The organism is Flavobacterium sp. CG_23.5, from assembly GCF_017875765.1.
GTDB lineage: Bacteria > Bacteroidota > Bacteroidia > Flavobacteriales > Flavobacteriaceae > Flavobacterium.
This window is the reverse complement of record NZ_JAGGNA010000001.1, coordinates 3,127,747-3,151,010: the sequence shown is the minus strand read 5'-3', so window position 1 is coordinate 3,151,010 and position 23,264 is coordinate 3,127,747. Positions and strand designations below refer to the sequence as shown.

The following is a 23,264-nucleotide window of genomic DNA, read 5'->3' as shown; positions in this document are numbered from 1 at the left end:
AATGCGCTGAAATTCAGCGCATTTTTTTGTTTTAATTTTTTAAATATTTTTTATCCGTTAGCGTTTTCATAAAGGCAATAAGTTGCTTTTTTTCTATAGATGTCAAGTTCAGTTTATCCTCTGGCAGCGTTTGATTTGGCAAATTAAATCCCAATCCTTTTCCTCCTCCATCATTATAAAAATCAATTACTTCTTCTAAGGTTTTAAAAACACCATTATGCATATATGGCACCGTTAAGGCTACATTTCTAATAGTGGGAGTCTTGAAAGAATTTCTGTTAATTTCAGCTTTTGTCAATTCGAATTTTCCTAAATCAGCATCTAATTTTTTATTTGCATTGGGAACGCCCAGTACTTCGCTTTCTGATTTTATAAAACTTGGAGGCACTGTTCCGTTAGTTAATGGAATAAAATGACAAGTAGCACATTTTGCCTTTCCGGCAAATAAATTAAATCCAGCAATCTCATCCAAATCAAATTTCTCCTCTCCCCGCATGAATTCATCAAACTTTGAATCATAGTTACTCAATGACCTAATATAAGATGCTAAAACATTTTTTATTGCGAATTCATCAATTGCCTTTTTTGGAAATGCTTTTTGGAATTTAGCGGCATATTTCCGGTTAGTTTTTAAAGCCAAAACTGATTTTTTCAAAGAGCCATGCATTTCATTTTCATTTGTAATTACAGCTATCGCTTGATCCTCTAGGTAATTAACTCTGGAATCCGAAAAGAAAACACGTTGAAAAGCAATGTTAGAAAGCGTAGGTGTATTTCTTTTTACCAATGATCTTCCATCCAACGAAACTGCTTTTTCTAATCCGTCAGTAAATGCATTTTCCGAATGATGGCAGGAAGCACACGAACGGGAATTATTACCAGACAAAATAGGATCATTGAATAACAATTTTCCTAACTCAATTTTCTCTGGCGTAGTTTTATAATCTGGAAATCCTGAAAAAGCTTCGGCATCAAAAGCAGTTGCATCAAAAAGTGTTTGGGCGGTAGTTTTTAATCCTCTTACTTCTTTAATCAAAGGAATTTTCAATTCCATTTGAGTTCTATACAAACCTTTACTCAGCGGGTTTGCAATTTCCCGAATAAAAACAGCGCGGTCAAATTCATTAAACTTGGTATTCTTATGTAAATACTCTTTCCCGGTTTTAATCGTTTTTAAAACTGACTTAGCAATCAAATCCTCTGAATTGTCCAAATAAATTTGATAATATTCCTCAATACTTTCCAGTGACGAGACTGCTTCAGGAATAGAATTTTGAACAATTGGAGAATCAAATCCAGTTATTCCTAAAGTGATTATCCTAAAAACTTCTAAACGCATCGCATCAAAAATATGGGAATCCGTTAGTTCATTGGTTTGCGACACTTTGTCCAATCGTTTTAAATTAGCCGAAAGAATCCCAATTTCTTTTAGAAGTTCCTCTTTTGATTGAGGATCATAATTAGGGAAAAGAAATTCTTCGATAACTTGAAATCCCTCAGGAGGAACTGTTTTTCCTTCATCTTCTTCAAACTCGGCTAATGCGGGTCCGTTAATCGATTTAGAAACAACAGGAAAATAATATTCGCTTATCATTTCTACTCGTTTATAGTTTTGATGTGCTTGAAGAAATTGTTTTTGGATTTGTGTTGGCTTTGAATCCGATTGTACCAAAAGTTCCAATTGCGAAACATTTTGAATTAGAACCTGAATATCCGCTTGGAACAAATCCTTTATTTTTTCATGTGTGAGTTTGTTTTTACAAGAGAAAAGGGAAATCAATAATAAAAGAAAAAAGAAATTTTTCATAAGAAATTTTAAAAATGGAGAGAAAACAAAAACCACGATTCCTAATAGGAAATCGTGGATTTTCGTAACTATTTACTTTAGAATATATTATCTAGCAAGTCCTTTGATTATTACAATTTGACTGGCTTGATCTTCATTTGGACGATTTGTTCCTCCATCAACCCCCTTATATTTTATCCCTCTCCAAGTATGTGGTTGAACACTTAATAAAAAGGTATCATCCATTCCTAATTGTTCGGACACATCAATCAATGCACCGTATTCCCAATCACCAAATTTGCTAACGCCACCTACATTATATTTTGCAGCATCAGTAGCATCACGACGGTGATCTAACTCTACAACAACTTTCAATTGTTTAGTTGCAATATTGTATTGATAAATATAACCATCATGAGTTTCATCCCCGTAACCATTAGCATCTTCTTCAACATACACATAGTTTTTAGTTACGCAAATGTTATCTGGATTTTGGAATTTTCCAGCAATGCCGGTACGATCGTCTCCGTCAAGAATTACTTGCAAAGTTCCAACTAATGGATTGGCAGCGTCTAAATTCAATTTATAAACTCTACCATATTTAGTTCTTGAAGCATCAGCATTTGTTCCTGTAGTATTTTGTCCTGTAGCATTAAAGTAGATTTCACGATCTGCTGCATCTCCGCCTTTTCGGTAATCTAAATCTTCAATTCTACCAAATTTTATCGCTTTTAGTGTATTTACCGCTGCGTTAATTTGGGCTCCAGTCATTGTAGTATGATTCTCAATTTTCACAAACGAAACAGAGTACGATTGTCCCGCAACCATATCTTTTTCTCTCTGATTATCATCTGTTCTTTTCATCATGTATAAAGAACCATTCGCTAAATCACCTACAGTATTAGAAACATACATGAATACCTGACCTCCATAAGTTCCGGAATCATCATCACCTATTACAACTACCGTTTTTCCTGCAAAAGCAGACTTTCTTAAAGGCAAAGCATTCTCAGCGCTTAATCTTCCAAAACCAGGCAACTCTTTAGAAACAGAATTGGACCCAACATCTCCATAAGGATTTAAAGCATGTGTTCGAGATTCTTCTCCAGATTCACCGCAAGTTAAATAAAGCGGACCAAAACCATGTTCAGCAACTGTAGCCATTGTAGCGCCACACAATCTCCAGGTTCCACCATTAGAATTCAGCAAATATTCTCCCTTTGTAGGTTTGAATGTCTTGTCTAAAGTAATTCTTGAAACCGCAAAATTATCTTCTTGATTTACTAAGAAAGTAAAAGTCCCATCTGCATTTTTTAATAAACCGGAACCATCCGCTGATCCACCAAAAACATAATTTGGACTTCCTGCTAAAACATCATCTGAAGTAATTAGTGAAAAAAGTTCTAAGTTTTCAAAACCAGCTTGCTTTTTTAATAATACTGGAGTAACCGATTGGTTTGCTAAAACTACACTTGTAGTTTCCTTCGAAGATTTAGGATCATTCTCACAAGAGATTAATGAAACTAAAAATAACATTGGTAAAATAATTCTTTTCATTTTGGTCGATAGTTTAAAATTCAAAGCAAAGAAATGAACTGAATTTTAACTTCAAATGAACGGAATATTAATAAAAAGCCAAGAGTTTACTGTAAAATCCAACGCTGTAAACCAATAAATTTACATACTAACAATTTGATAATAAAGTAATAAACTTGTAATAACTTTCACCGAAAAAATATTCAAACTAATTCTCTTCCTTTAGAATCTCCTTATACTTTTCTATATTCTCCATTACTGTTTTATCTAATTGTGGTTCTTTTATATCCGTATGTTTTTGCATTTCTTCCCAAATAATTTTGGCAACAATGTAACGAGACATTTCCTTATCATCAGCAGGAATCACATACCAAGGAGCATAGTCCGTAGAAGTATTATTTATCGCCTCTTCATAAAAATGCATATAATCATCCCAACGCTCTCTTTCTGCCAAATCCCCAGTAGAAAATTTCCAATTTTTTTTCTCATCTTCTAACCTGCTCAACAAACGTTTTCTCTGCTCTTCTTTGCTCATGTGCAAAAAGAATTTCAGCACAATAATTCCGTTTTGAGTAATGTGTTTCTCAAAATGTCTAATTTGCTGCATTCTATTGTCCCAAAACTCAGGCGTAATAGCCGAAACAGTATCTATTCCCGGCAAGTTTTCCTTTAGGATATATTCAGGGTGCACCCGTGTGACTAAAACATTTTCATAATGAGATCTGTTAAAAACAGCAAACTTTCCTTTTTCTGGCAAAGCCAAATAGTGTCGCCACAAATAATCATGTTCTAATTCTGTTGTATTAGGAGTTTTAAAACTGTGCACCACAACTCCGCGAGAATTAAATTCATCGAAAACTTCCCGAATTAAGCTGTCTTTCCCAGAAGTGTCCATGCCTTGTAAACATATCAGCACACCATAGCGATTATGAGCATACATTACATCCTGAATCTCGCTTAACTTGGCCTGCACCTTGTCCAGTTTTTCTTCCTTCTTATTATCACTAGCACCAATATCTAAATTGGTAGGCAATTTTGACAATTCTATCTTGTCAACAACTTTAAAATCAATAGGATTTATAGACTTCATAAGAAATATTTTATCTTTACTAACTCAAATATAATGAATAAATAGGATTAATCCTGATGAATTTCAGGAGCTATTTCCGGCTATCCGTTACAATCTTTCTATTTTTAAAGAAAAAATAAAAAGGATTTTTACTATTATCCGGGCTAGGGCATTCGATTTCAAAAATACATTTATGGAAAAATTTACACTTGAATTACAATTTCAAATCGCAGGCATTGGTTCGTCATCAGGACTCATTTATAAAGACAATTCCTTATACATTATATCTGACAACAGCTCCTTTCTTTACCAATATCGAATCCAAGAAAAAGAACTCAACAAAATAAAACTCTTTGATAACGGTCAGGAAAACATCGCAAAAAAGGAAAAATACGACTTTGAATCCATTACCCTAAAAGGAAATAAACTCTATCTTTTCGGGTCCGGTTCCACACCTAATCGAAACAGACGAATTACTTTTCACTTGGAAAATAGAAAAGTTGAAGAAAAAGATTTATCATCCCTTTATGACAAACTAAAACAAACCGCTTACATCTCAGATGATGATTTAAATATCGAAGGCGCTTTATTCCATAACGAAAAATGGCATATGTTTCAAAGAGGAAATGGAGCACAATCTAAAAACGGACTTTTTACTTTGGATAAAAAAGGAAATGACATTCACTTTTTTCCTATCTCATTGCCAAAAATTCAAAACATAGAAGCCACTTTTACAGATGCAATTCTCGTGGAAGATAAAATCTATTTTCTGGCAGCTGTCGAAAATACCACCTTAACGTATGATGACGGAGAAGTATTGGGCAGTTTTATAGGCGCATTGTCCTTAGAAAATTTCGAAGTACTGATTACCCAAAAAATTTCGGATATACATAAATTCGAAGGACTAACATTATACGCCAAAACAGAACAAAAAATAGATTTTTTGCTCTGCGAAGACAAGGATACTGAAGCTCTGGAAACGGATATTTACAAACTTAGTGTTGACCTAAAATAAAACGAAACCCAGAGGTTTATTTCTTGGAATCTTGAAATGATTGTCTGTTTTTCTGTTCTTTTAAAATGCTACTTAAAAAAGGCAGAGTAACTTTTTCGATTTCGTTTTCAGAAATATCCAAGGCTTTAGGATTTGTCGCCAATTGTAACCAAGGCTTAGGGGCACTAAAATTATAAGCACCAAAAACAATTACCGGAGTTCCTTTTACTTTTACATTTTCCTCGTCGGCTAATTCCCATTGATCCGCCCAATCATAAAGATTACGGGCATCTTTTTCTTGAAGTCTTAAACAAGAATGAGAAGCTGGATAACCTGGTAAAGTATATTGATGCCATCCCACACCCAATTTATTTTCAATATTAAAATTCCAACGCAAGTCCCATTCATCATCAAAAGTACTTGTGGTTTGTTCGGCTTTCCAGTTCGTATAAAAAAGTCCTGTAGGGGTCAGATCCTTTTTTCTTCCCATATTAGTTGGTCCAGTATAAACTAATTGTCCTTTTTCATAAGCGGCAAATGTTTGTGTAGGATAGGAGAAAAAAATGATTTTATTAATTTCTTTCAAGGAAGAAACCTCTAGTGGAAAAGGAAGATAAAACTCTATATCACCACTCATATCATCTGGAATAACAACAGAACCCATATTTTTAAAATTGGCTCCATCAGTTCTGTTCACGGCATACGCGATGTGAAGTTGGGTACTGTCAGTGTTATTTTTTGACAGCCATTCTTTCGTGTTCTCAAGTCGATAGGACAATTTTTTAGGCTGATGTCTTTCCTTCACTTTCACAGGTTCTCCAGTAACATCTGTTTTATCTTGTTGTTTACAGGAAACTAACAACATTACAATACTAATATTTAAAAGAAGGACAATTTTTTTCATAGTTTAATTTTTACGTTGCAAAATTCAATCATTTTGCCAATCTAAATGTTACATAATTACGGGGTTTTGTTGTCTAATTATAATATTGGCAAAATAACCTACGCATTTTAATTTTTGAAGCAATGCGCAAATGTTAATAGTATCCATTTTTTACTTTTTATTACCAGTTAAAAAAAGCTAATGGTTTAACTTTGCTAATCACATTACAAAACGTAAACGAACATGACCGACTTAAAAAATAAAAACGCATTAATTACCGGTGCTGGAAAAGGAATTGGTAAAGCAGTAGCTATTGCTTTGGCAAAAGAAGGTGTAAACGTAATTTTACTGGCAAGAACTCAATCTGATTTAGATGAAGTAGCACAAGAAGTGAATGCATTTGGAGTAAAATCATTAACCCTTATTGCTGATGTTGCCGATATTAAATCCGTAAACATAGCAGTAGAAAAAGCCTTAGCCGAATTCAAAACCATTGATATTTTAATCAACAGTGCCGGAATAGCTGCTTTTGGTAAATTTATGGAATTAGAACCTGTAGCCTGGGAACGAATTATTCAGGTAAACTTAATGGGAACTTATTATGTAACACGTGCCGTTTTGTTTAATATGATTGAAAGACAAACTGGAGATATCATCAATATTTCTTCCACAGCCGGATTAAGTGGAAATGCTTTAACCAGTGCCTATAGCGCCTCTAAATTTGCAGTTTTAGGATTGACGGAATCGTTGATGCAAGAAGTCCGCAAACATAATATTCGTGTGACGGCATTAACACCAAGCACCGTTGCTACTGACATGGCCAAAGAATTGAAATTAACTGATGGCAATCCTGATAAAGTCATGCAAGCCGAAGATATGGCCGAATTAATTATCGCGCAACTCAAATTAAACCGAAGAGTTTTCATCAAAAACAGCAGTATTTGGTCTACGAATCCTTAAAATTTTCAACATATAAGTCATATGATTTTTAACCATTAAGGCATTTAAACTTAAAATATAAAACCATTAAGAGATTAAGTTTCATTAAGTCTCACGCTTAATTTTCTTAATCTCTTAATGGTTTAAAAATTTCGAGTCACTTATTTAAATATCACTCTTACTCTCTTAATCTCTTTGTTAGTTAAATTCCTGGTTAGTTCTAAAAACTTAAATGACTTATATGTTTAAAAACTAAACCAAAGCCGAAACAAAATCCATCCGGACGCTTCCATCTTCATCAATTTTAGTCAAATTAATTTCATGTAAAGTATTCACTAATTCGGGATTCCATGGTGTTTTTACTTTTACGTAATTTTCAGTAAATCCATGAATGTATCCTTCTTTATTTTCACTTTCGAACAAAACAGTTCTATTACTACCCAACTGACTTTCATAAAAAGCACGACGCTTTTTAACTGAAAGTCCACGCATCATTTTGCTTCTTTTTGCGCGAACATTAGCAGGAACAACTCCGCTCATGTCAGCAGCTTCCGTATTATCACGTTCTGAATACGTGAAAACATGCAAATAGGAAATATCCATTTCATTCAGAAAATTATAAGTCTCCAAGAAATGTTCGTCCGTCTCTCCGGGAAATCCAACAATCACGTCCACGCCAATACAGGCATGAGGCATCACTTCCCTAATTTTATTTACTCTTTCGGTATATACTTCACGTAAATAACGACGTTTCATCAACTTTAGAATATCGTTACTTCCGGATTGCAACGGAATGTGAAAATGCGGTACAAAAGTTCTGCTTTTCGACACAAATTCAATCGTTTCGTTTTTCAATAAATTCGGTTCAATAGACGAAATTCGCAAACGCTCAATTCCTTCCACTTTATCTAATTCCTGAACCAATTCCAAGAAGGTATGTTCGTGTTTTTTATTTCCAAATTCTCCTTTTCCGTAATCTCCAATATTTACTCCAGTCAAAACAATTTCCTTGATATTTTGAGCTGAAATGTCCTTTGCATTTTTCAACACGTTTTCCAACTCATCACTTCTTGAAATTCCTCTTGCCAAAGGAATAGTACAATAGGTACATTTATAGTCGCAACCATCCTGGACTTTTAAGAAAGCACGCGTTCTGTCACCAATAGAATAACTTCCCACATAAAAATCAGCTTCAGAAATCTCGCAAGAATGCACTTCGCCCATATCATTTTTGGACAAATCATTGATATAATCGGTGATTTTAAATTTTTCAGTTGCACCAAGAACCAAGTCAACTCCATCAACAGCAGCTAATTCCTCTGGTTTCAATTGTGCATAACAACCAACCGCAGCAACAAAAGCTTTGTTATTTAACTTCATTGCTTTCTTTACAATCTGCTTGAATTGCTTATCTGCATTTTCAGTTACGGAACACGTATTTATCACATACATGTCAGCCACTTCTTCAAAATCAACACGGTCAAAACCTTCATCCTGAATAGAACGGGCAATCGTTGAGGTCTCCGAAAAATTCAGTTTGCAACCAAGCGTATAAAAGGCAACTTTTTTTCTTTCTGTCATATTCTTTTAGTTTGTGCGAGTCCCTTACTTCGTCGGGTCAGGCTATGCGCTGTATCCACGCCAAAAAAAGGCGCGGGATGTCGCTTCTATCCCTCTCGCAACACGGTGCAAATTTACACACATTTTTCATTAAAACGAAATCGATAATCGGCTATATATCAATATCCTAAATAGAAGTGAAATATTATTTTTTAATCTTTAATGAGTTTTCGACTGTGTTTAAATTACGCACAAACCTAATTCAAAATAAATCTACGAACAACCTCAGCCACACCATGATTATTATTCGAGGCAACAACAAAATCTCCTTTATCTCTCAATTCCGGATCTACATTATCTACCCAAACACCCAATCCTGCATATTCTATCATCGATAAATCATTTCCAGCGTTTCCTACGGCTATAATTTCGCTTTGATGAATGTTTAGTTTTTCTGCTAAAAATTTCACACTTGCAGCCTTATCAATTCCGTTCTGAGCTACTTCCAGAAAAAAAGGTTTTGACATGGAAACACTCAAATGTGGCATTGCTTCTTTCAAATCAATTTCAATTTTTTTGAGATAGCTGGGTTCTTCCAATAAAATACATTTTACAGCAGAAGAAGTCACGGCATTCTTGAAATTAGGGACTTTGATATGCTGCAATCCAGTAATATTTTTTTCTACATCAATATATTCCGAATCGGTTTCGCTGACAATCTTACCATCTATATAAGTAATAATATCAGTTTTGCTTTTTAAACTGTAATCGTATAATTCATGAATTTGTTGCTGCGTCAACATTTGTTCAAACAACACTTTATCTTCTTTCAAATCTGTAATTACGGCCCCGTTAAAAGATAACATATACGAATTATTGATATCCAATTCTAATTCTTTGGCAAAAGCAGTCATGGCTAATGTTGGTCTGCCCGAAGCCAAAACAACATACACACCCAATTCCTGAGCCTTAAACAACATTTCTTTATTCTCTTTTGAAATTTTATGGTCATCAGTCAACAAGGTGTCATCCATGTCTAAGACCAACATTTTATATTTCATCTACTTCTTTTTGCAATTATAATTTGAGCTTAAATGCTCATTCTAAATTCTTCAATTACTGGATTTACTTTTGCAAATTCCGTTTCTTGAACGAATAATTCAACCGCTAAATCCGAATTTCCAAAACCGCCTAATCTAGCTGATTGTATGTTGTTTTTTACCAATACATCTACACCTATCGCTTCGATTTTTTCTTGTAAAGCCATTGCTAGAATTTCACTTCCCGAAAACACTTTCATTAATCCCATCTTGTTCTTTATTTTTTATTAAAGTTATTCCTTCAGCTCCTCTGCTCCGCAAAGTCTCCGACTTTGAGGAAGTGTAGGAAGGTCTCCTGACCTTTTAGACATAATGATTATTTCAGTCTAAGACTGAAATTCACATCCTCAAAGTCGGAGACTTTGCGGAGCATATTAATTTTTATCTTCTTCTTCATTTTCCCCTTCTAATTCCTCTAAATCGTCTTCTTCCTCGAAAACTCCTTCCTCTTCCGCAGCTTCTTCCTCTAAATCCTCATCGTCTTCGTCATCTTCGTCTTCATCATCTTCGTCTTCTTCGTCTTCGTCTTCATCAATTTCGAATAAATACGGCTCCAATAGCATTTTATCAGCCAAGATTTCAATTCTTTCCGTGAGCTGCTCCGAGAAAATAATTCGTTGGGTTTTATTAATACTGTTGGAAATACGCATGATTTTAGTTTCGTGACGCAATTTCAAAATAGGATCTGCATCATCAAGAATGAACATTTTAAGTCTGTTTACATTAAATCCTGCCGTAGTAAACATTTCGCTCAATTTATTTGGTGTTCCAATTAACACATCAATTCCGGTAGAAATATAATTTTTGTCATATTCCATATCTCCTTTATCATGTACACCGTACACACGTAAATCTGTATATTTTCCAAATTTTTCAAAAAGCTCTTCCATCTCCAAAACTTTGGCTTTGTCTTCTACAATTACCAAAGCACGAGGCGATTCCTCACCCTCACGAACTAATTGTTGAATCACGTTTAGCACAATTGTTGTGGATTTTCCGCTTCCTTCCGGCGCGATGATAATACAATCTGAACCGCTTTTTAGTGTCGAAAAAGTTTCTTTTTGCATGGCATTAGCCTCAGTTAAACCACTTTCAATTAAGGCTTCTTGTAACTTTTCGTTTATTTTTTTTAGTTTCATTTATTTTAGATTGAAAGATTTAAATATTCAAAAATTAAAAGATTACTTCACTAATTTTTAAATTATTCAATCTTTAAATTATTTAATTATTTCGATGCAAACAGCTTCACATCATTTTCGGAAATTTCGTTTCCTCCAAGGATTATTAAGCGCTCCACTACATTTCTTAATTCTCGAATATTCCCCGTCCAATCATATGCCTGCAACAAATCGATAGCTTTCTTAGAGAAATGTTTCAATGCATTGCCTTGCTCCGAAGCAATTTTATCTGCAAAATGGCTAATCAGCATCGGGATATCTTCTCGTCTGTCATTTAGTGCCGGAACTTTTATCAAGATAACTGCTAATCGATGGTACAAATCCTCACGGAAACGACCTTCGGCAATTTCTACTTTTAAATCTTTGTTGGTGGCTGCAACGACACGCACATCTACTTTTATGTCTTTATCCGCTCCTACTCTAGTAATCATACTTTCTTGTAAAGCTCGCAATACTTTGGCTTGCGCCGAAAGGCTCATATCACCAATTTCATCTAAGAAAATAGTTCCTTTATCGGCTGCTTCAAATTTTCCTGCTCGGTCTTTCACTGCCGATGTAAAGGCTCCTTTTACGTGACCAAATAATTCACTTTCGATTAATTCAGATGGAATTGCTGCACAATTCACTTCGATTAAAGGAAAATTAGCTCTTTCGCTTTTTTCGTGCAATTGGTGCGCAACCAATTCTTTTCCGGTTCCGTTTGGTCCAGTTATTAAAACTCGGGCTTCAGTTTGAGCGACTTTTTCAATCATCAGTTTGATGTGATTAATTGCTTCGCTTTCGCCAATCATTTCGTAGTTTTTACTAACTTTTTTCTTTAGAATTTTGTTTTCTACTACGAGTTGTTTTTTGTCTAAAGCATTGCGAACTGTATTCAACAATCGGTTTAAATCAGGTGGTTTTGAAATGTAATCAAACGCACCGAGACGCATCGTATTAATTGCCGTGTCCAGATCACCATGGCCGGAAATCATAACCATAGGGATTTCGGGCTTGATTTTTTTTACGGCTTCCAAAACCTCAACGCCATCCATTTTCGGCATTTTGATATCGCACAAAACCAAATCGTAATCGTTATTTTTTATTTTTTCAAAACCAGCAGCACCGTCTTCGGCTTCTTCTACCTGATAGGTATCATTTTCTTCGGAGAGTATTTTTGTAAGCACTCGTCGAATTGCGGCTTCGTCTTCTATGATTAATATTTTTGGCATGTCTTTATTTTTTTTTAGCCCCGATTGAAGTGGAAATCCTTTTTTGAGGTTTTTACCGAAAAAAAGATTGCAACGGAAAGCGGGAAATAGCTCCTAAAACTAATTAGGGAAATTGTAAATTATTTTAATATTTCAACCATTTGTATAATTCGCCCCAAGTTGGTTTTTTGCCATACATGAGTATTCCTACTCTATATATTTTAGCCGCAAACCACACTACGGAAAAGAATGTTCCAAATAATAATGTTACTGATATTGCAATTTGCCACAAAGGTACGCCAAACGGAATTCGCATCAGCATAACGATGGGCGACGTGAGCGGAATCATGGAAAATATGATTGCAATTGTGCCGTGTGGGTCATTGATGACGGTGAAAAATCCTATATAAACGCTTAGCATTAATGGCATAATGATTGGCAAAAGGAATTGTTGCGAATCTGTTTGATTGTCAACAGCAGCGCCAATTGCGGCATAAAAAGAACTATAAAGGAAATAGCCACCAATGAAATAAATCACGAATCCAATTAAAATGCTGGCAATAGGCAAATTCCATAATTCCTTAATATACATTTGTGCCGTTCCCGCAAATTCCTGTGTTGCAGAGTTCATTAATTCTGGTGAAATTCTGGCTGTTGGCCCTACATTTACCCCGAAAAATACGGAAGCTGCAAACATTAAAGACAATCCAATAATTGCCCAAATAAGAAATTGCAATAATCCTGCCAATGAAGTTCCTATGATTTTCCCCATCATAAGCTGGAATGGTTTCACGGAAGAAATAATAATTTCGACGATGCGATTTGTTTTTTCCTCTATCACGCTGCGCATAACCATGTTTCCATAAATGATGATGAACATCATAATAAGATATCCAAAGGCTCCGCCAATCCCTATTTTTATTTCGTTAAGTCCTTTTACACTTTCCTCTCCAGAAGCTTTTGCCAAGCTGATATTCACTTTCGATTCGGCATTTTTTATGGCCAAAGTATCGAGATGTGCATTTTCCAGATTCGTTTTGGTCAACTTCTTTGCAATTACATCTTGAACGTTTTCGATGAAAGAAATACTCGGACTGTTGTTTGAAATAAACTGTATTTTATTTTCAAAATCCTTTGTATTGTTCTCTTTTGGGATATATAATAATCCTTCGTAGCTTTCATTTGTGATACTGTCTTTAAGAAACTTCAAATCAATCAAAGACAAATCGAGGTATTTATATTCCCCTTTCTTAGTGTTTTGCGAAGTGAATTCTTTGACAAAAAGGCCCGATTCGTCGTGAATCGCGATTCGTTTCGTATCCGCTTTCATGGAACTCAAATACCCTACAAACGCTGCAATTCCCACAAATAATAGCGGACTTAGAAAAGTCATTACAATGAAAGACTTATTACGAACTTTGGCAATAAATTCTCTTTTTATGATTAATGAAATTATACTCATTTATATTTAGATTATTGGATTGTCGGATTGTTAGATTTTCGAAAAATCGAAATGTCAAATAATCTGACAATCTATTTACTTACTGTTTGAATGAAAATATCATTTACACTCGGTATTTTTTCTACAAAATGGGTGACTTGTCCGCTTTGTGTCAGGACATTCAACAACTCATTTGGTGTGGCATTCCCTAATTGAATTTCTAGTTTTAATTCGTTGTTAAGCGATTTGAAATTAGCGGGACCAACGGTGAATTTTTGTGTAATATCGTACATCAATCCTTCCACGTTATCCGACAAAACACCCACTTCATAACTATTGGTTTTGAATTGTCTTTTGACATCATTTAGCTTTCCTTCAATCAATTTATTTGACTTATGAATTAAAGCAATATGATCGCACAATTCCTCCACACTTTCCATTCGGTGAGTTGAAAAAATTATCGTAGCTCCATCCTCTCGCAACTTCAAAATTTCATCTTTAATGACATTAGCATTTACGGGATCAAAACCAGAAAAAGGTTCGTCAAAAATTAACAATTTTGGCTTGTGCAACACACAAACGACAAATTGAATTTTTTGAGCCATTCCTTTAGATAATTCTTGAATTTTTTTGTTCCACCAACCCTGAATATCTAATCTTTCAAACCAGTATTCGAGTTGAATTTTTGCTTCCGCTTTTGAAAGTCCTTTCATTTGAGCTAGATACAAACATTGCTCACCAACTTTCATCGTATTGTACAATCCTCTTTCTTCCGGAAGATATCCAATATATTGAATGTGTTTAGGTTGCAATTTTTCTCCATCAAGGATAATTTCGCCACTGTCAGGTAAGGTAATTTGATTTATGATTCGGATCAGCGATGTTTTTCCGGCTCCATTTGGACCTAGGAGACCGTAAATACTGCCTTTGGGAACAGTTAATGAAACTTCGTTAAGCGCCACGTATTCACCATATTGCTTTACAACTTTATTAACTTCAAGTATATTACTCATGCTTTATTTTTAATTGGTGTAAAAGTAAATAATTAGTGCCGAAATAGTTACTATTGTTACAAAAAAAACCCACCCTTGTAAAATAAGGATGGGAAATGTATTTTTTTGTACAGACGCGATAAATCACATCTAATTAATACAGACGCGATAAATCGCGTCTCTACACTATGAAAACATATCTTTTACTTTCTCGAAAAATGATTTGTCCGATTTTTCCGGATTTGGAATAAAATTCTCATCCGTTAAGGAATCTTCAAAAAACTGTTTTTGTTCTTTGTTTAATGTTTTTGGCGTCCAGACATTCACGTGAACCAATAAATCTCCGTTACCGTATCCGTTGATATTTGGAATTCCTTTTCCTTTCAGTCTAAGAATTTTACCAGATTGAATACCTTCTTCTAGTTTGATTCTCACTTTACCGTTTATAGCTTCGATGTCTTTAGAAATTCCTAGAACAGCTTCAGCAAAACTGATATATAAATCAAAATGTAAATTCTCCCCTTCACGTTTCAAAAACTCATGTTCCAGTTCTTCAATCGCCACAATTAAATCTCCCGGAATACTATTTCCTGGAGCATCGTTTCCTTTGTTAGAAACTTTTAATTGCATCCCGTCTACTACACCGGCAGGGATTTTTATAGAAACGGTTTCATCTTCAAGGATCATTCCTTGAGAATCCGCATTTGTTGGTTTTTTATCTAGAATTTGACCCGACCCGCCACAAGTTGGACAAGTTGAAGCAGACTGCATTCTACCCAAAATTGTATTGGTAACACGCATTACTTGACCTTGACCGTTACAAGTAGAACAGGTTTTGTATGAAACACCTGGCGCTTGAACTTTACGTTTTACTTTTACTTTTTTCTCAACACCATTGGCAATTTCTTCCAGTGTCAATTTTACTTTTATACGTAGGTTACTTCCTTTAGCGCGACGAACTCCGCCACCGCCACCGCCTCCAAAACCACCGAAACCACCTCCAAAGATATCACCAAACTGACTGAATATGTCATCCATATTCATTCCGCCGTGACCACCTCCACCAAAACCGCCTGAGCCATCGAAAGCTTGATGTCCCATTTGGTCATACTTAGCTCTCTTCTGTGGGTCACTTAATATTTCATAAGCTTCGGCTGCTAATTTGAATTTCTCTTCTGCCGATTTGTCTCCAGGATTTTTGTCAGGATGATATTGTAATGCGTTTTTTCGGTATGCCTTTTTAATTTCGGCAGCATCAGCACTTTTTGAAATGCCTAATATTTCGTAAAAATCTTTTTTCATTTTTATTTTTTTTGTTGAGATGCACTGAAGTGCGTCTCTACGCGTCTCTATTACTGCCCTATAACAACTTTAGGAAAACGAATGATTTTGTCACCCAATTTGTACCCTTTTTCAAGAACATCCACAATTTTACCTTTCAACTTAGGTGATGGAGCAGGAATTTGAGTAATTGCCTCAGCAAAATCAGCGTCAAAAGGATCTCCAGCTTTAATTTCAACTTGCTCTAATCCCTTAGCAACTAAAGTGTTTTTCAATTTTTCATGAATAAGCTCAACACCTTTCAATAAATGTTCCTCTTCTGATTTGCTTATTTCTACCATGGCTCTATCAAAATCGTCTAAAACTGGAAGCATAGCAAGTAAAACCTCTTGATTGGCTGTTTTAAATAACTCAATACGCTCTTTTGAAGTTCTTCGCTTGTAATTTTCAAATTCAGCAAACAATCGCAAATACTTATCTTTTTCCTTCGCTAAGTCTTGCGTTAATTGCTCCTCTACACTTAATTCCTCAATAATAAGTTGTTCTCCGTTCGCATTATTTTCTAATGTTACTTCGTCTATTTCTTGATCGATTTCTGTATTTTCAGTAGTCATATTACTTGTATTTTTAAAAATATTCTTAAACTTCATTTTTTATTCTTTTCTTTGGATTGCAAAAGTACTGCCAATTCTTTTAAAATGTCAAATTGTCACCTTTTTATTGAAATCCTCTTCCATTCCTATCTCCTTTTCTTTGAAATAATTAAATGGTAAACCCCAAAAATTTAATATAATTTTAAGAATATCTCGATATAGTTTCTCTAGATTTGTCTAAGTTTTTTTTCTAAAAAATTAAAACCCAAGGTTGCCTTCAAAAAAATTATTAATTCACCTTTGTATTATATTAGAAAAAGCTTCGTTTTATCCAAAACGAAGCTTTTTTTTATGTATTAAAATCAGGTTTACAACAGTGCGGCTTTTAAACTTTCGAAATCAAGTAAAACCTGTTCACCGCTAACTAAATTTTTAAGAGAATACGAATTGGAAGCCATTTCCTGTTCTCCAATAATAACTGCAAAAGGAATCCCACGCTTGTCCGCGTGTTGAAACTGTTTGGCCACCTTTGTATTATCTGGATACAATTCTACTTTAATACCCGAAGATCTCAATTTTTGTATCGCTTGTAAAGCATAAAAAGCTTCCGCATCTCCATAGTTAATAAATAATGCTCTAGACGTTTCCGTTACGGTTTCAGGAAATAAATTCAATTCTTCGATAACCAAATAAATTCGGTCTAATCCAAATGAAATTCCCACACCACTCATATTTTTCAATCCAAAAATTCCTGTCAAATCATCGTATCGACCTCCACCACCAATGGAACCCATTGCAACTGATTTGGGCGGAGCCACTTCAAAAATAGCTCCTGTATAATAATTCAATCCTCTTGCCAGCGTTACATCTAAATCCAACATGGAATTATTCAATCCTAATTTCATTACGTTTTCACAAATAAAACGCAATTCTTCCACTCCTTTCATTCCTTCTTCGGAAGTCGAAAGTAAGTCAGAAAGTTTTTCAATTTTCTCCGAAATGGTTCCCGTGAAATTAAATAAGGGCTGCACTTTTACTATTGCTTCTTCTGAAATTCCTTTCTCAATCATTTCTTTTTTCACACCGTCCTCGCCTATTTTATCGAGTTTATCCAACGCAACTGTGAAATCTATTAATTTTTCTGATGCTCCAATAACCTCAGCAATTCCAGACAATATTTTTCTGTTGTTGATTTTGATGGTTACGCCATTTAAACCCAAAGCGGTAAAAACAGTATCATATAATTGAACCAATTCTACTTCTTGCCACAACGATTTTGATCCTACCACATCGGCATCACATTGAAAAAATTCTCTGAAACGTCCTTTTTGAGGTCTGTCCGCTCGCCAAACGGGTTGTATCTGATAGCGTTTGAATGGGAATTCGATTTCGTTTTGGTGTTGTACTACGTAACGAGCAAACGGAACCGTTAAGTCATAACGCAACGCTTTTTCTGAAATACTTGACGTCAATTTGGTACTGTCTTTATTTTCCAAATGAGTTTCATTGGCTTTCGCCAAATAATCTCCGGAATTTAATATTTTGAAAATCAATCGATCGCCTTCTTCTCCATATTTTCCCATCAAGGTTTCGGAGTTTTCGAATGAAGGAGTTTCTATTGGTTGGAAACCAAATTTCTCGAAATTACTTTTTATAATCTGAATTATATATTGACGTTTTGCCACCTCAGATGGTGAAAAATCTCTTGTTCCTTTTGGAATGCTGGGTTTTGATGCCATTTTTTTTATTTAAGATTTTAGATTCAGGATTCAGGATTTAATCGTTGGCCAAAAAAACAGTTGTCATCCTGAACGCATTCGAAGAACCAAATCATAATTCTATCTGCAAATATCTTACTTTTTAAAATAATTCTTTCTAAAAAAATTCGCATTTTATTTTCCGAAGCCCTAGCCCAGATTAGAGTGGAAATTAAGCGCTAAAAATAATATTATTTTCTTGGCGAAAAGAGCGACCAAAGGAAGCTCCTTTTTGACAATTGAAAATAAATTATTTTCAGTGCTTGATTACTTCACGTATTCTATATTTATATTTGAGTTCAGTGAACTTCGTTTGTAGCGAAAGCTGGAAATAGCTCCCAAAAATAAATTAGGTTTTTAAAAAAGAAAATTTGTAACAAAAATTGTATTTTCGTGTCAAACTACCATGATGTTTAAATTATTCAAAGAAAATATTCGGATTGCCTTAGGATCCATCAAAACACAGTTGTTAAGAACCATTCTTACTGTCTTGATAATCGCTATTGGAATCACCGCATTAGTTGGAATTCTGACGGTTGTTGCCGCTTTAGAAAATACCATTTCAACTGATTTTGCTTCCATGGGAGCAAACACTTTTAATATCAATCAGTACGAAAATACAGCTCGAAGACAAGGTGGTGAGGAACGAAAAATCATAAATCCAATCATTTCCTATCCCGAAGCAGTAGCTTTTAAAAACAAATTCAAGTATCCTTTTACCGAAACTTCACTTTCCTTTACTGCAACATCAACAGCCGAAGTAAAATACGGGGCAGTCAAAACCGATCCCGAAAATAAAATCGTGGGAGTTGATGAATTTTTTTATACCAATTCAGGTTTAGAAACAAGTTCAGGAAGAAATTTTACTGGATTTGACATTCAAAATAATGCTTATGTATGTATTGTAGGTTCTGATTTTGAAAAAAGTTTACTCAAAGACGTCAATCCAATCGACAAAATCATATCGATTAGAGGAGCCCGATTTAGAGTTATTGGCGTATTAAAAGAAAAAGGCGCCACCTTTGGCAACAAACAAGATCTACGAGTTTTAATTCCTATTCAAGTCGCACGTTCTTTATTCACGGCACCGAACATTAATTATACGATGAGCGTGATGGTTTCCAAAAAAGAATTGTTGGACCAAGCCATCGATAACGCAACAAGCACGATGCGCAGGGTTCGTAAATTAAGTCCGGTGAAAGACAATAACTTTGGAGTCGTTCGCAGTGATGACCTAATCAACAAAATTTTGGGAATTACAAAATATCTTGGTCTTGCCTCTTGGCTTATTGGGATAATCACGGTATTGGGATCTTCTATTGCTTTGATGAATATCATGATCGTTTCCGTAACGGAGCGCACGCGAGAAATAGGCGTTCGTAAAGCATTGGGCGCCAAAAAAACCACAATTGCCGTCCAATTTTTCATTGAAACTTTACTAATTGGTCAGTTAGGCGGTTTGGCAGGTATTATTTTTGGAATTTTGATTGGTTTTGGTATTGCAACCGCCATGAATTTTGACTTTATAATTCCATGGGGAGCAATTATGGCAGCCTTTATAACCAGTTTCATAGTCGCTATCGTTTCTGGTTTATATCCTGCTATAAAAGCGGCGGTATTGGACCCGATTGAGGCCTTGAGATACGAGTAAAGCTCCCTAACCCCCGAAGGGGGAATAAAAAAATGGTCAGTATTCAGTTAGCAGATTTGAAACCGAATACTGATTACTGAACACTTCCCTTAATCATCCTATCATTCCCATAAATATCTTTTCGCAATTCGATGTTTTTAAAATTCATTTTTTCAAGTAAGTCGATCATTTCCGCACCTAAATATTGATTGATTTCGAAATATAAGTGTCCGTTTTCTGACAGGTTTTTTTGAGCCATTTCTGCTATTTTTTTATAAAAAATTAAGGCATCATTGTCTTCCACAAAAAGCGCCAAATGCGGTTCATTGTCCAAAACGTTTTTCTTGATTTCCTCTTTTTCTAAATTTCGAACATAAGGAGGATTAGAAACTATAATGTCAAATTGTTGCAGTAAATCTTCGGTTTCAAGAATGTTTTGATTGATAAAAGTAACATTGACGGAATTATTTTCTGCATTTTTATTGGCCGTAGCTAAAGCTTTTTCAGAAACATCAATCGCATAAACTTGTGCATTCGGGATATTTTTTGCCAATGAAATTGCAATACAACCGCTACCGGTTCCGATGTCAAGAATTTTTAAATCTTTAAATTTTTCAATCTTTAAATTTGAACTAATAATCCAATCCACCAATTCCTCGGTTTCTGGTCTTGGAATTAAAACGGCTGGATTGACTTCAAAATCCAACCCATAAAAGCTCGTTTTTCCTAAAAGATACTGAATCGGAATTTCTTGTTTTAATTGTTCCAAAATTAAATTCCAAATACTAATTTCTTCGTCAGAAAAATCTAAATCAGGATGTAAAGCCAAATCAATTCTTTTCAATTGGTGCTTTTCTTCCAGAATCAAATAAAAGAAACTTTCCGCTTCTCCAGCATCATAAATTGGAGTGAGTTCTTCAATGAAATGATTTCTATATTCTTTTATTTTCATTGGTTTTATACTATTATTTGTTCCAAATTGAATATTCAGTTTTTTGATTGGAAATTCGCTACTCAAAATTGAATATTCAACATTTAAAAAATTAAAGTTTGAACAAGGAATGTTGATCAACGAATTTTAAAGTTTTTATAAATCTTTCAACATCCAAACCGGACATGAGGTATGACCTGTGCTTCCCATAGGTGAACAAATGTATTCAAAGCCTACTTTTTTGTAAAGTTTCTGAGCATCATGCATAAAAGGCATCGTTTCCAGATAACATTTTTCGAAACCAAAATCCTTAGCACTTTGCAAACATTTTGCCATCATTTGGCTTCCAATTCCCAACCCACGTGTTTCTGGCAGAAAGTACATTTTCTGCAATTCACAAATCGTTTCGGCTTCGTTTTCTAGCGGCGCCACTCCGGCTGAACCGATAATTCTGCCTTCTTTTTCAACGACGTAATAAACCGATTTTGGTTTGTTGTACTCCTCAAACATCAAATCCAAATATGGATCTTCATAAGCGGTTCCAACTTTTGGAATATTCAATTCGTCAAAAACGGCTCTTATCAATGCTGCAACTGAACTATTGTCTTCTTTTTTAATTTTTCTAATGCTGTAATTTTCCATTTTTTGACACTACTTATTTTACTCGCAAAAATAGAAATTGTTTATTGTAATTTTCGAAAGTTTTAAAACAAATCGGGAAGTTTCAAGGCTAAACTCAAAAATAACTACTTTTGTAAGGTGAAAATACATGAAAAATATATAGCTCGTTGCATTGAATTAGCCAAAAACGGATTGGGAACAACCTATCCCAATCCTATGGTAGGAAGTGTAATTGTTTATGAAAATAAAATCATTGGCGAAGGCTGGCATAAAAAATCAGGAGAACCGCATGCCGAAGTAAATGCCATAAATTCGGTCAAAGACAAATCGTTGTTAAAAAAAGCGACTATTTATGTGAGTTTAGAACCCTGCAGTCATTTTGGAAAAACACCTCCTTGTTGCGATTTGATTGTAAAAAATGAAATCCCAAATGTGGTAATTGGAACTTTTGACCCAAATGAGAAAGTGTCCGGAAATGGCATCAAAAAATTAATTGAAGCCGGAATAAATGTTACAGTTGGCATTCTTGAAGCCGAATGCAATGAGCTGAACAAACGCTATTTTACTTTTCACAACAAGAAAAGACCCTACATTATTTTGAAATGGGCCGAAAGTAAAGATGGCTTCATCGCTCCTTTAGAAAAATTAGAAAAAAAACCAGTTTGGATTACCAACGTTTATTCGAGACAATTGGTCCATAAATGGAGAAGTGAAGAACAAGCCATTCTTGTGGGAACCCAAACCGTTATTGACGATAATCCAAAATTAGATGTAAGAGATTGGACGGGAAAAAATCCTGTTCGGGTGGTTCTGGACCAAAACAACCGCATTTCCAATGACTGTCACATCTTTAACTGTCAGATCAAAACAATCGTATTTTCGAAATTAAAGCCTGCAGTTGAAAAAGAAAATATTATCTTTGAAGTAATTGATTTCGAACAAAATATAGCTGCACAAATAGTCAAAACACTTCACCAGCATCAAATTCAATCCGTAATTATTGAAGGAGGCAGACAAACGTTACAGACTTTTATTGATGCCAACCTTTGGGACGAAGCCCGCATTTTTGTTGGAAATATCCAATTAAAAGAAGGAATTGAAGCACCAATAATTGCTAAAAAATCGTTCGACAAATCTACGATTGGCGACGATGAATTAATACTATCTAGAAACCATGATTAATACTATAATTTTTGATTTTGGAGATATTTTTATCAATTTAGATAAAAAATCCACTATGGACGGTCTAAAAAAACTAGGATTGACAGAGTGGAATGACGATTTAGATCATTTAAATATTCAATTTGAAACAGGGAAAATCTCGCGAGAAAATTTCCTTTTCGGGATTCAAAAACACATTCCAAATGCAAGTATTAAAGAAATTTTAGCTGCTTGGAATGCTATTCTTCTTGACTTTCCACTGTATCGATTGGAATTTATTCAAATGCTATCAAAAAAATACCGATTATTTTTATTGAGTAACACCGATTCCATTCATATCGAAACTTTCGAAAAAAAAGTAGGAGTTTCATTTTACAGTGATTTTTATCAATGTTTTGAAAAAGTATATTTTTCATTTGAAATTGGAATGAGAAAACCAGGTCCTGAAGTTTTCAATCACCTAATAAACAACCATGAATTGTCACCAAAAAGGACCTTATTCATAGATGACAAAAAAGAAAATACCGACGCTGCACATGCATTGGGATTAGAAGTTTGGAATTTAATAGTTGGTAAAGAAGATATCGTTGATTTATTTGACAAAAAAATAATTTAGAAAATA

The 23,264-nt window shown here is 34.6% G+C and carries 20 protein-coding genes and 1 pseudogene; 5 read left to right on the top strand and 16 right to left on the bottom strand.

From position 1 onward, the window contains the following. Positions 1–31: 31 nt before the first annotated feature. The 3 genes from H4V97_RS13630 to H4V97_RS13620 form a co-directional block, all read right to left on the bottom strand. Positions 32–1,807, bottom strand: a complete 1,776-nt coding sequence (locus tag H4V97_RS13630) for a cytochrome c peroxidase (protein WP_209549973.1) — start codon at positions 1,805–1,807, stop codon at positions 32–34. Between the two features lie 87 nt (positions 1,808–1,894). Next, positions 1,895–3,343 carry a hypothetical protein gene (locus H4V97_RS13625; protein WP_209549972.1) on the bottom strand — a complete coding sequence of 483 codons (1,449 nt, stop codon included), beginning with the start codon at positions 3,341–3,343 and terminating at the stop codon, positions 1,895–1,897. Positions 3,344–3,530: 187 nt separating this feature from the next. Then, positions 3,531–4,412: a PPK2 family polyphosphate kinase gene (locus H4V97_RS13620; protein ID WP_196850643.1), complete on the bottom strand. Its 882-nt coding sequence runs from the start codon at positions 4,410–4,412 to the stop codon at positions 3,531–3,533. Positions 4,413–4,584: 172 nt separating this feature from the next. Between H4V97_RS13620 and H4V97_RS13615 the strand changes: the two genes are divergently transcribed. After that, positions 4,585–5,406, top strand: a complete 822-nt coding sequence (locus H4V97_RS13615) for a DUF6929 family protein (RefSeq protein WP_196850642.1) — start codon at positions 4,585–4,587, stop codon at positions 5,404–5,406. 16 nt (positions 5,407–5,422) lie between these two features. On the opposite strand, the gene H4V97_RS13610 is transcribed toward H4V97_RS13615, so the two are convergent. After that, the gene (locus H4V97_RS13610; RefSeq protein ID WP_209549971.1) at positions 5,423–6,289 is read right to left on the bottom strand and encodes a L,D-transpeptidase; all 867 of its coding nucleotides are present in this window, start codon (positions 6,287–6,289) and stop codon (positions 5,423–5,425) included. Positions 6,290–6,511: 222 nt separating this feature from the next. Here H4V97_RS13610 and H4V97_RS13605 point away from each other — a divergent pair, with 222 nt between their 5' ends. Continuing rightward, entirely contained in the window at positions 6,512–7,228 is a 717-nt protein-coding gene (locus H4V97_RS13605) for a 3-ketoacyl-ACP reductase (RefSeq protein ID WP_196850640.1), read from the top strand. Positions 7,229–7,459: 231 nt separating this feature from the next. Here H4V97_RS13605 and mtaB read toward each other — a convergent pair whose 3' ends face one another. The 10 genes and pseudogenes from mtaB to hisS all read right to left on the bottom strand — a co-directional run bounded on the left by mtaB (position 7,460) and on the right by hisS (position 18,281). Continuing rightward, positions 7,460–8,788 (bottom strand): tRNA (N(6)-L-threonylcarbamoyladenosine(37)-C(2))-methylthiotransferase MtaB, encoded by a 1,329-nt coding sequence (gene mtaB / locus H4V97_RS13600; protein WP_209549970.1) that lies wholly within the window; start codon positions 8,786–8,788, stop codon positions 7,460–7,462. Positions 8,789–9,024: 236 nt separating this feature from the next. Further along, positions 9,025–9,828, bottom strand: a complete 804-nt coding sequence (locus H4V97_RS13595) for a Cof-type HAD-IIB family hydrolase (protein ID WP_209549969.1) — start codon at positions 9,826–9,828, stop codon at positions 9,025–9,027. Between the two features lie 29 nt (positions 9,829–9,857). Continuing rightward, positions 9,858–10,076: a DUF2007 domain-containing protein gene (locus tag H4V97_RS13590; RefSeq protein ID WP_196850637.1), complete on the bottom strand. Its 219-nt coding sequence runs from the start codon at positions 10,074–10,076 to the stop codon at positions 9,858–9,860. 267 nt (positions 10,077–10,343) lie between these two features. Beyond that, a pseudogene (locus tag H4V97_RS13585) lies at positions 10,344–11,006 on the bottom strand (DEAD/DEAH box helicase); the annotation flags it as partial. An 86-nt stretch (positions 11,007–11,092) separates the two neighbouring features. Beyond that, on the bottom strand, positions 11,093–12,256 hold the full coding sequence (locus tag H4V97_RS13580) for a sigma-54-dependent transcriptional regulator (RefSeq protein ID WP_196850635.1): 1,164 nt from the start codon (positions 12,254–12,256) through the stop codon (positions 11,093–11,095). A 124-nt stretch (positions 12,257–12,380) separates the two neighbouring features. Further along, positions 12,381–13,697 (bottom strand): ABC transporter permease, encoded by a 1,317-nt coding sequence (locus H4V97_RS13575; protein WP_209549968.1) that lies wholly within the window; start codon positions 13,695–13,697, stop codon positions 12,381–12,383. 71 nt (positions 13,698–13,768) lie between these two features. Beyond that, entirely contained in the window at positions 13,769–14,689 is a 921-nt protein-coding gene (locus tag H4V97_RS13570; RefSeq protein ID WP_209549967.1) for an ABC transporter ATP-binding protein, read from the bottom strand. A 165-nt stretch (positions 14,690–14,854) separates the two neighbouring features. Continuing rightward, positions 14,855–15,970, bottom strand: a complete 1,116-nt coding sequence (gene dnaJ / locus H4V97_RS13565; RefSeq protein WP_196850632.1) for a molecular chaperone DnaJ — start codon at positions 15,968–15,970, stop codon at positions 14,855–14,857. A gap of 50 nt (positions 15,971–16,020) precedes the next feature. After that, positions 16,021–16,599, bottom strand: a complete 579-nt coding sequence (locus H4V97_RS13560) for a nucleotide exchange factor GrpE (RefSeq protein ID WP_196850631.1) — start codon at positions 16,597–16,599, stop codon at positions 16,021–16,023. A 311-nt stretch (positions 16,600–16,910) separates the two neighbouring features. Next, entirely contained in the window at positions 16,911–18,281 is a 1,371-nt protein-coding gene (gene hisS, locus H4V97_RS13555) for a histidine--tRNA ligase (RefSeq protein WP_209549966.1), read from the bottom strand. 424 nt (positions 18,282–18,705) lie between these two features. On the opposite strand from hisS, the gene H4V97_RS13550 reads away from it, so the two are divergent. Beyond that, complete coding sequence (locus H4V97_RS13550) at positions 18,706–19,950, top strand: ABC transporter permease (RefSeq protein ID WP_196850629.1); 1,245 nt, start codon at positions 18,706–18,708, stop codon at positions 19,948–19,950. A 73-nt stretch (positions 19,951–20,023) separates the two neighbouring features. On the opposite strand, the gene prmC is transcribed toward H4V97_RS13550, so the two are convergent. Further along, positions 20,024–20,881, bottom strand: coding sequence for a peptide chain release factor N(5)-glutamine methyltransferase (prmC, locus tag H4V97_RS13545; protein WP_196850628.1), 858 nt, complete (start codon positions 20,879–20,881; stop codon positions 20,024–20,026). Between the two features lie 135 nt (positions 20,882–21,016). Next, positions 21,017–21,502, bottom strand: a complete 486-nt coding sequence (locus H4V97_RS13540) for a GNAT family N-acetyltransferase (RefSeq protein WP_196850627.1) — start codon at positions 21,500–21,502, stop codon at positions 21,017–21,019. Positions 21,503–21,619: 117 nt separating this feature from the next. Here H4V97_RS13540 and ribD point away from each other — a divergent pair, with 117 nt between their 5' ends. Together ribD and H4V97_RS13530 are read left to right on the top strand one after the other, a co-directional pair. Then, positions 21,620–22,663, top strand: coding sequence for a bifunctional diaminohydroxyphosphoribosylaminopyrimidine deaminase/5-amino-6-(5-phosphoribosylamino)uracil reductase RibD (gene ribD, locus H4V97_RS13535; protein WP_196850626.1), 1,044 nt, complete (start codon positions 21,620–21,622; stop codon positions 22,661–22,663). After that, positions 22,656–23,258: an HAD family hydrolase gene (locus tag H4V97_RS13530; protein WP_196850625.1), complete on the top strand. Its 603-nt coding sequence runs from the start codon at positions 22,656–22,658 to the stop codon at positions 23,256–23,258. The genes ribD and H4V97_RS13530 overlap by 8 nt, the downstream gene beginning before the upstream one ends. Positions 23,259–23,264: the final 6 nt, after the last annotated feature.

Coding starts and splice junctions, on each gene's coding strand:
- H4V97_RS13630 (WP_209549973.1), bottom strand. CDS start 1,807: ATGAAAAATTTCTTTTTTCTTTTATTATTGATTTCCCTTTTCTCTTGT.
- H4V97_RS13625 (WP_209549972.1), bottom strand. CDS start 3,343: ATGAAAAGAATTATTTTACCAATGTTATTTTTAGTTTCATTAATCTCT.
- H4V97_RS13620 (WP_196850643.1), bottom strand. CDS start 4,412: ATGAAGTCTATAAATCCTATTGATTTTAAAGTTGTTGACAAGATAGAA.
- H4V97_RS13615 (WP_196850642.1), top strand. CDS start 4,585: ATGGAAAAATTTACACTTGAATTACAATTTCAAATCGCAGGCATTGGT.
- H4V97_RS13610 (WP_209549971.1), bottom strand. CDS start 6,289: ATGAAAAAAATTGTCCTTCTTTTAAATATTAGTATTGTAATGTTGTTA.
- H4V97_RS13605 (WP_196850640.1), top strand. CDS start 6,512: ATGACCGACTTAAAAAATAAAAACGCATTAATTACCGGTGCTGGAAAA.
- mtaB (WP_209549970.1), bottom strand. CDS start 8,788: ATGACAGAAAGAAAAAAAGTTGCCTTTTATACGCTTGGTTGCAAACTG.
- H4V97_RS13595 (WP_209549969.1), bottom strand. CDS start 9,828: ATGAAATATAAAATGTTGGTCTTAGACATGGATGACACCTTGTTGACT.
- H4V97_RS13590 (WP_196850637.1), bottom strand. CDS start 10,076: ATGGGATTAATGAAAGTGTTTTCGGGAAGTGAAATTCTAGCAATGGCT.
- H4V97_RS13580 (WP_196850635.1), bottom strand. CDS start 12,256: ATGCCAAAAATATTAATCATAGAAGACGAAGCCGCAATTCGACGAGTG.
- H4V97_RS13575 (WP_209549968.1), bottom strand. CDS start 13,697: ATGAGTATAATTTCATTAATCATAAAAAGAGAATTTATTGCCAAAGTT.
- H4V97_RS13570 (WP_209549967.1), bottom strand. CDS start 14,689: ATGAGTAATATACTTGAAGTTAATAAAGTTGTAAAGCAATATGGTGAA.
- dnaJ (WP_196850632.1), bottom strand. CDS start 15,970: ATGAAAAAAGATTTTTACGAAATATTAGGCATTTCAAAAAGTGCTGAT.
- H4V97_RS13560 (WP_196850631.1), bottom strand. CDS start 16,599: ATGAAGTTTAAGAATATTTTTAAAAATACAAGTAATATGACTACTGAA.
- hisS (WP_209549966.1), bottom strand. CDS start 18,281: ATGGCATCAAAACCCAGCATTCCAAAAGGAACAAGAGATTTTTCACCA.
- H4V97_RS13550 (WP_196850629.1), top strand. CDS start 18,706: ATGATGTTTAAATTATTCAAAGAAAATATTCGGATTGCCTTAGGATCC.
- prmC (WP_196850628.1), bottom strand. CDS start 20,881: ATGAAAATAAAAGAATATAGAAATCATTTCATTGAAGAACTCACTCCA.
- H4V97_RS13540 (WP_196850627.1), bottom strand. CDS start 21,502: ATGGAAAATTACAGCATTAGAAAAATTAAAAAAGAAGACAATAGTTCA.
- H4V97_RS13530 (WP_196850625.1), top strand. CDS start 22,656: ATGATTAATACTATAATTTTTGATTTTGGAGATATTTTTATCAATTTA.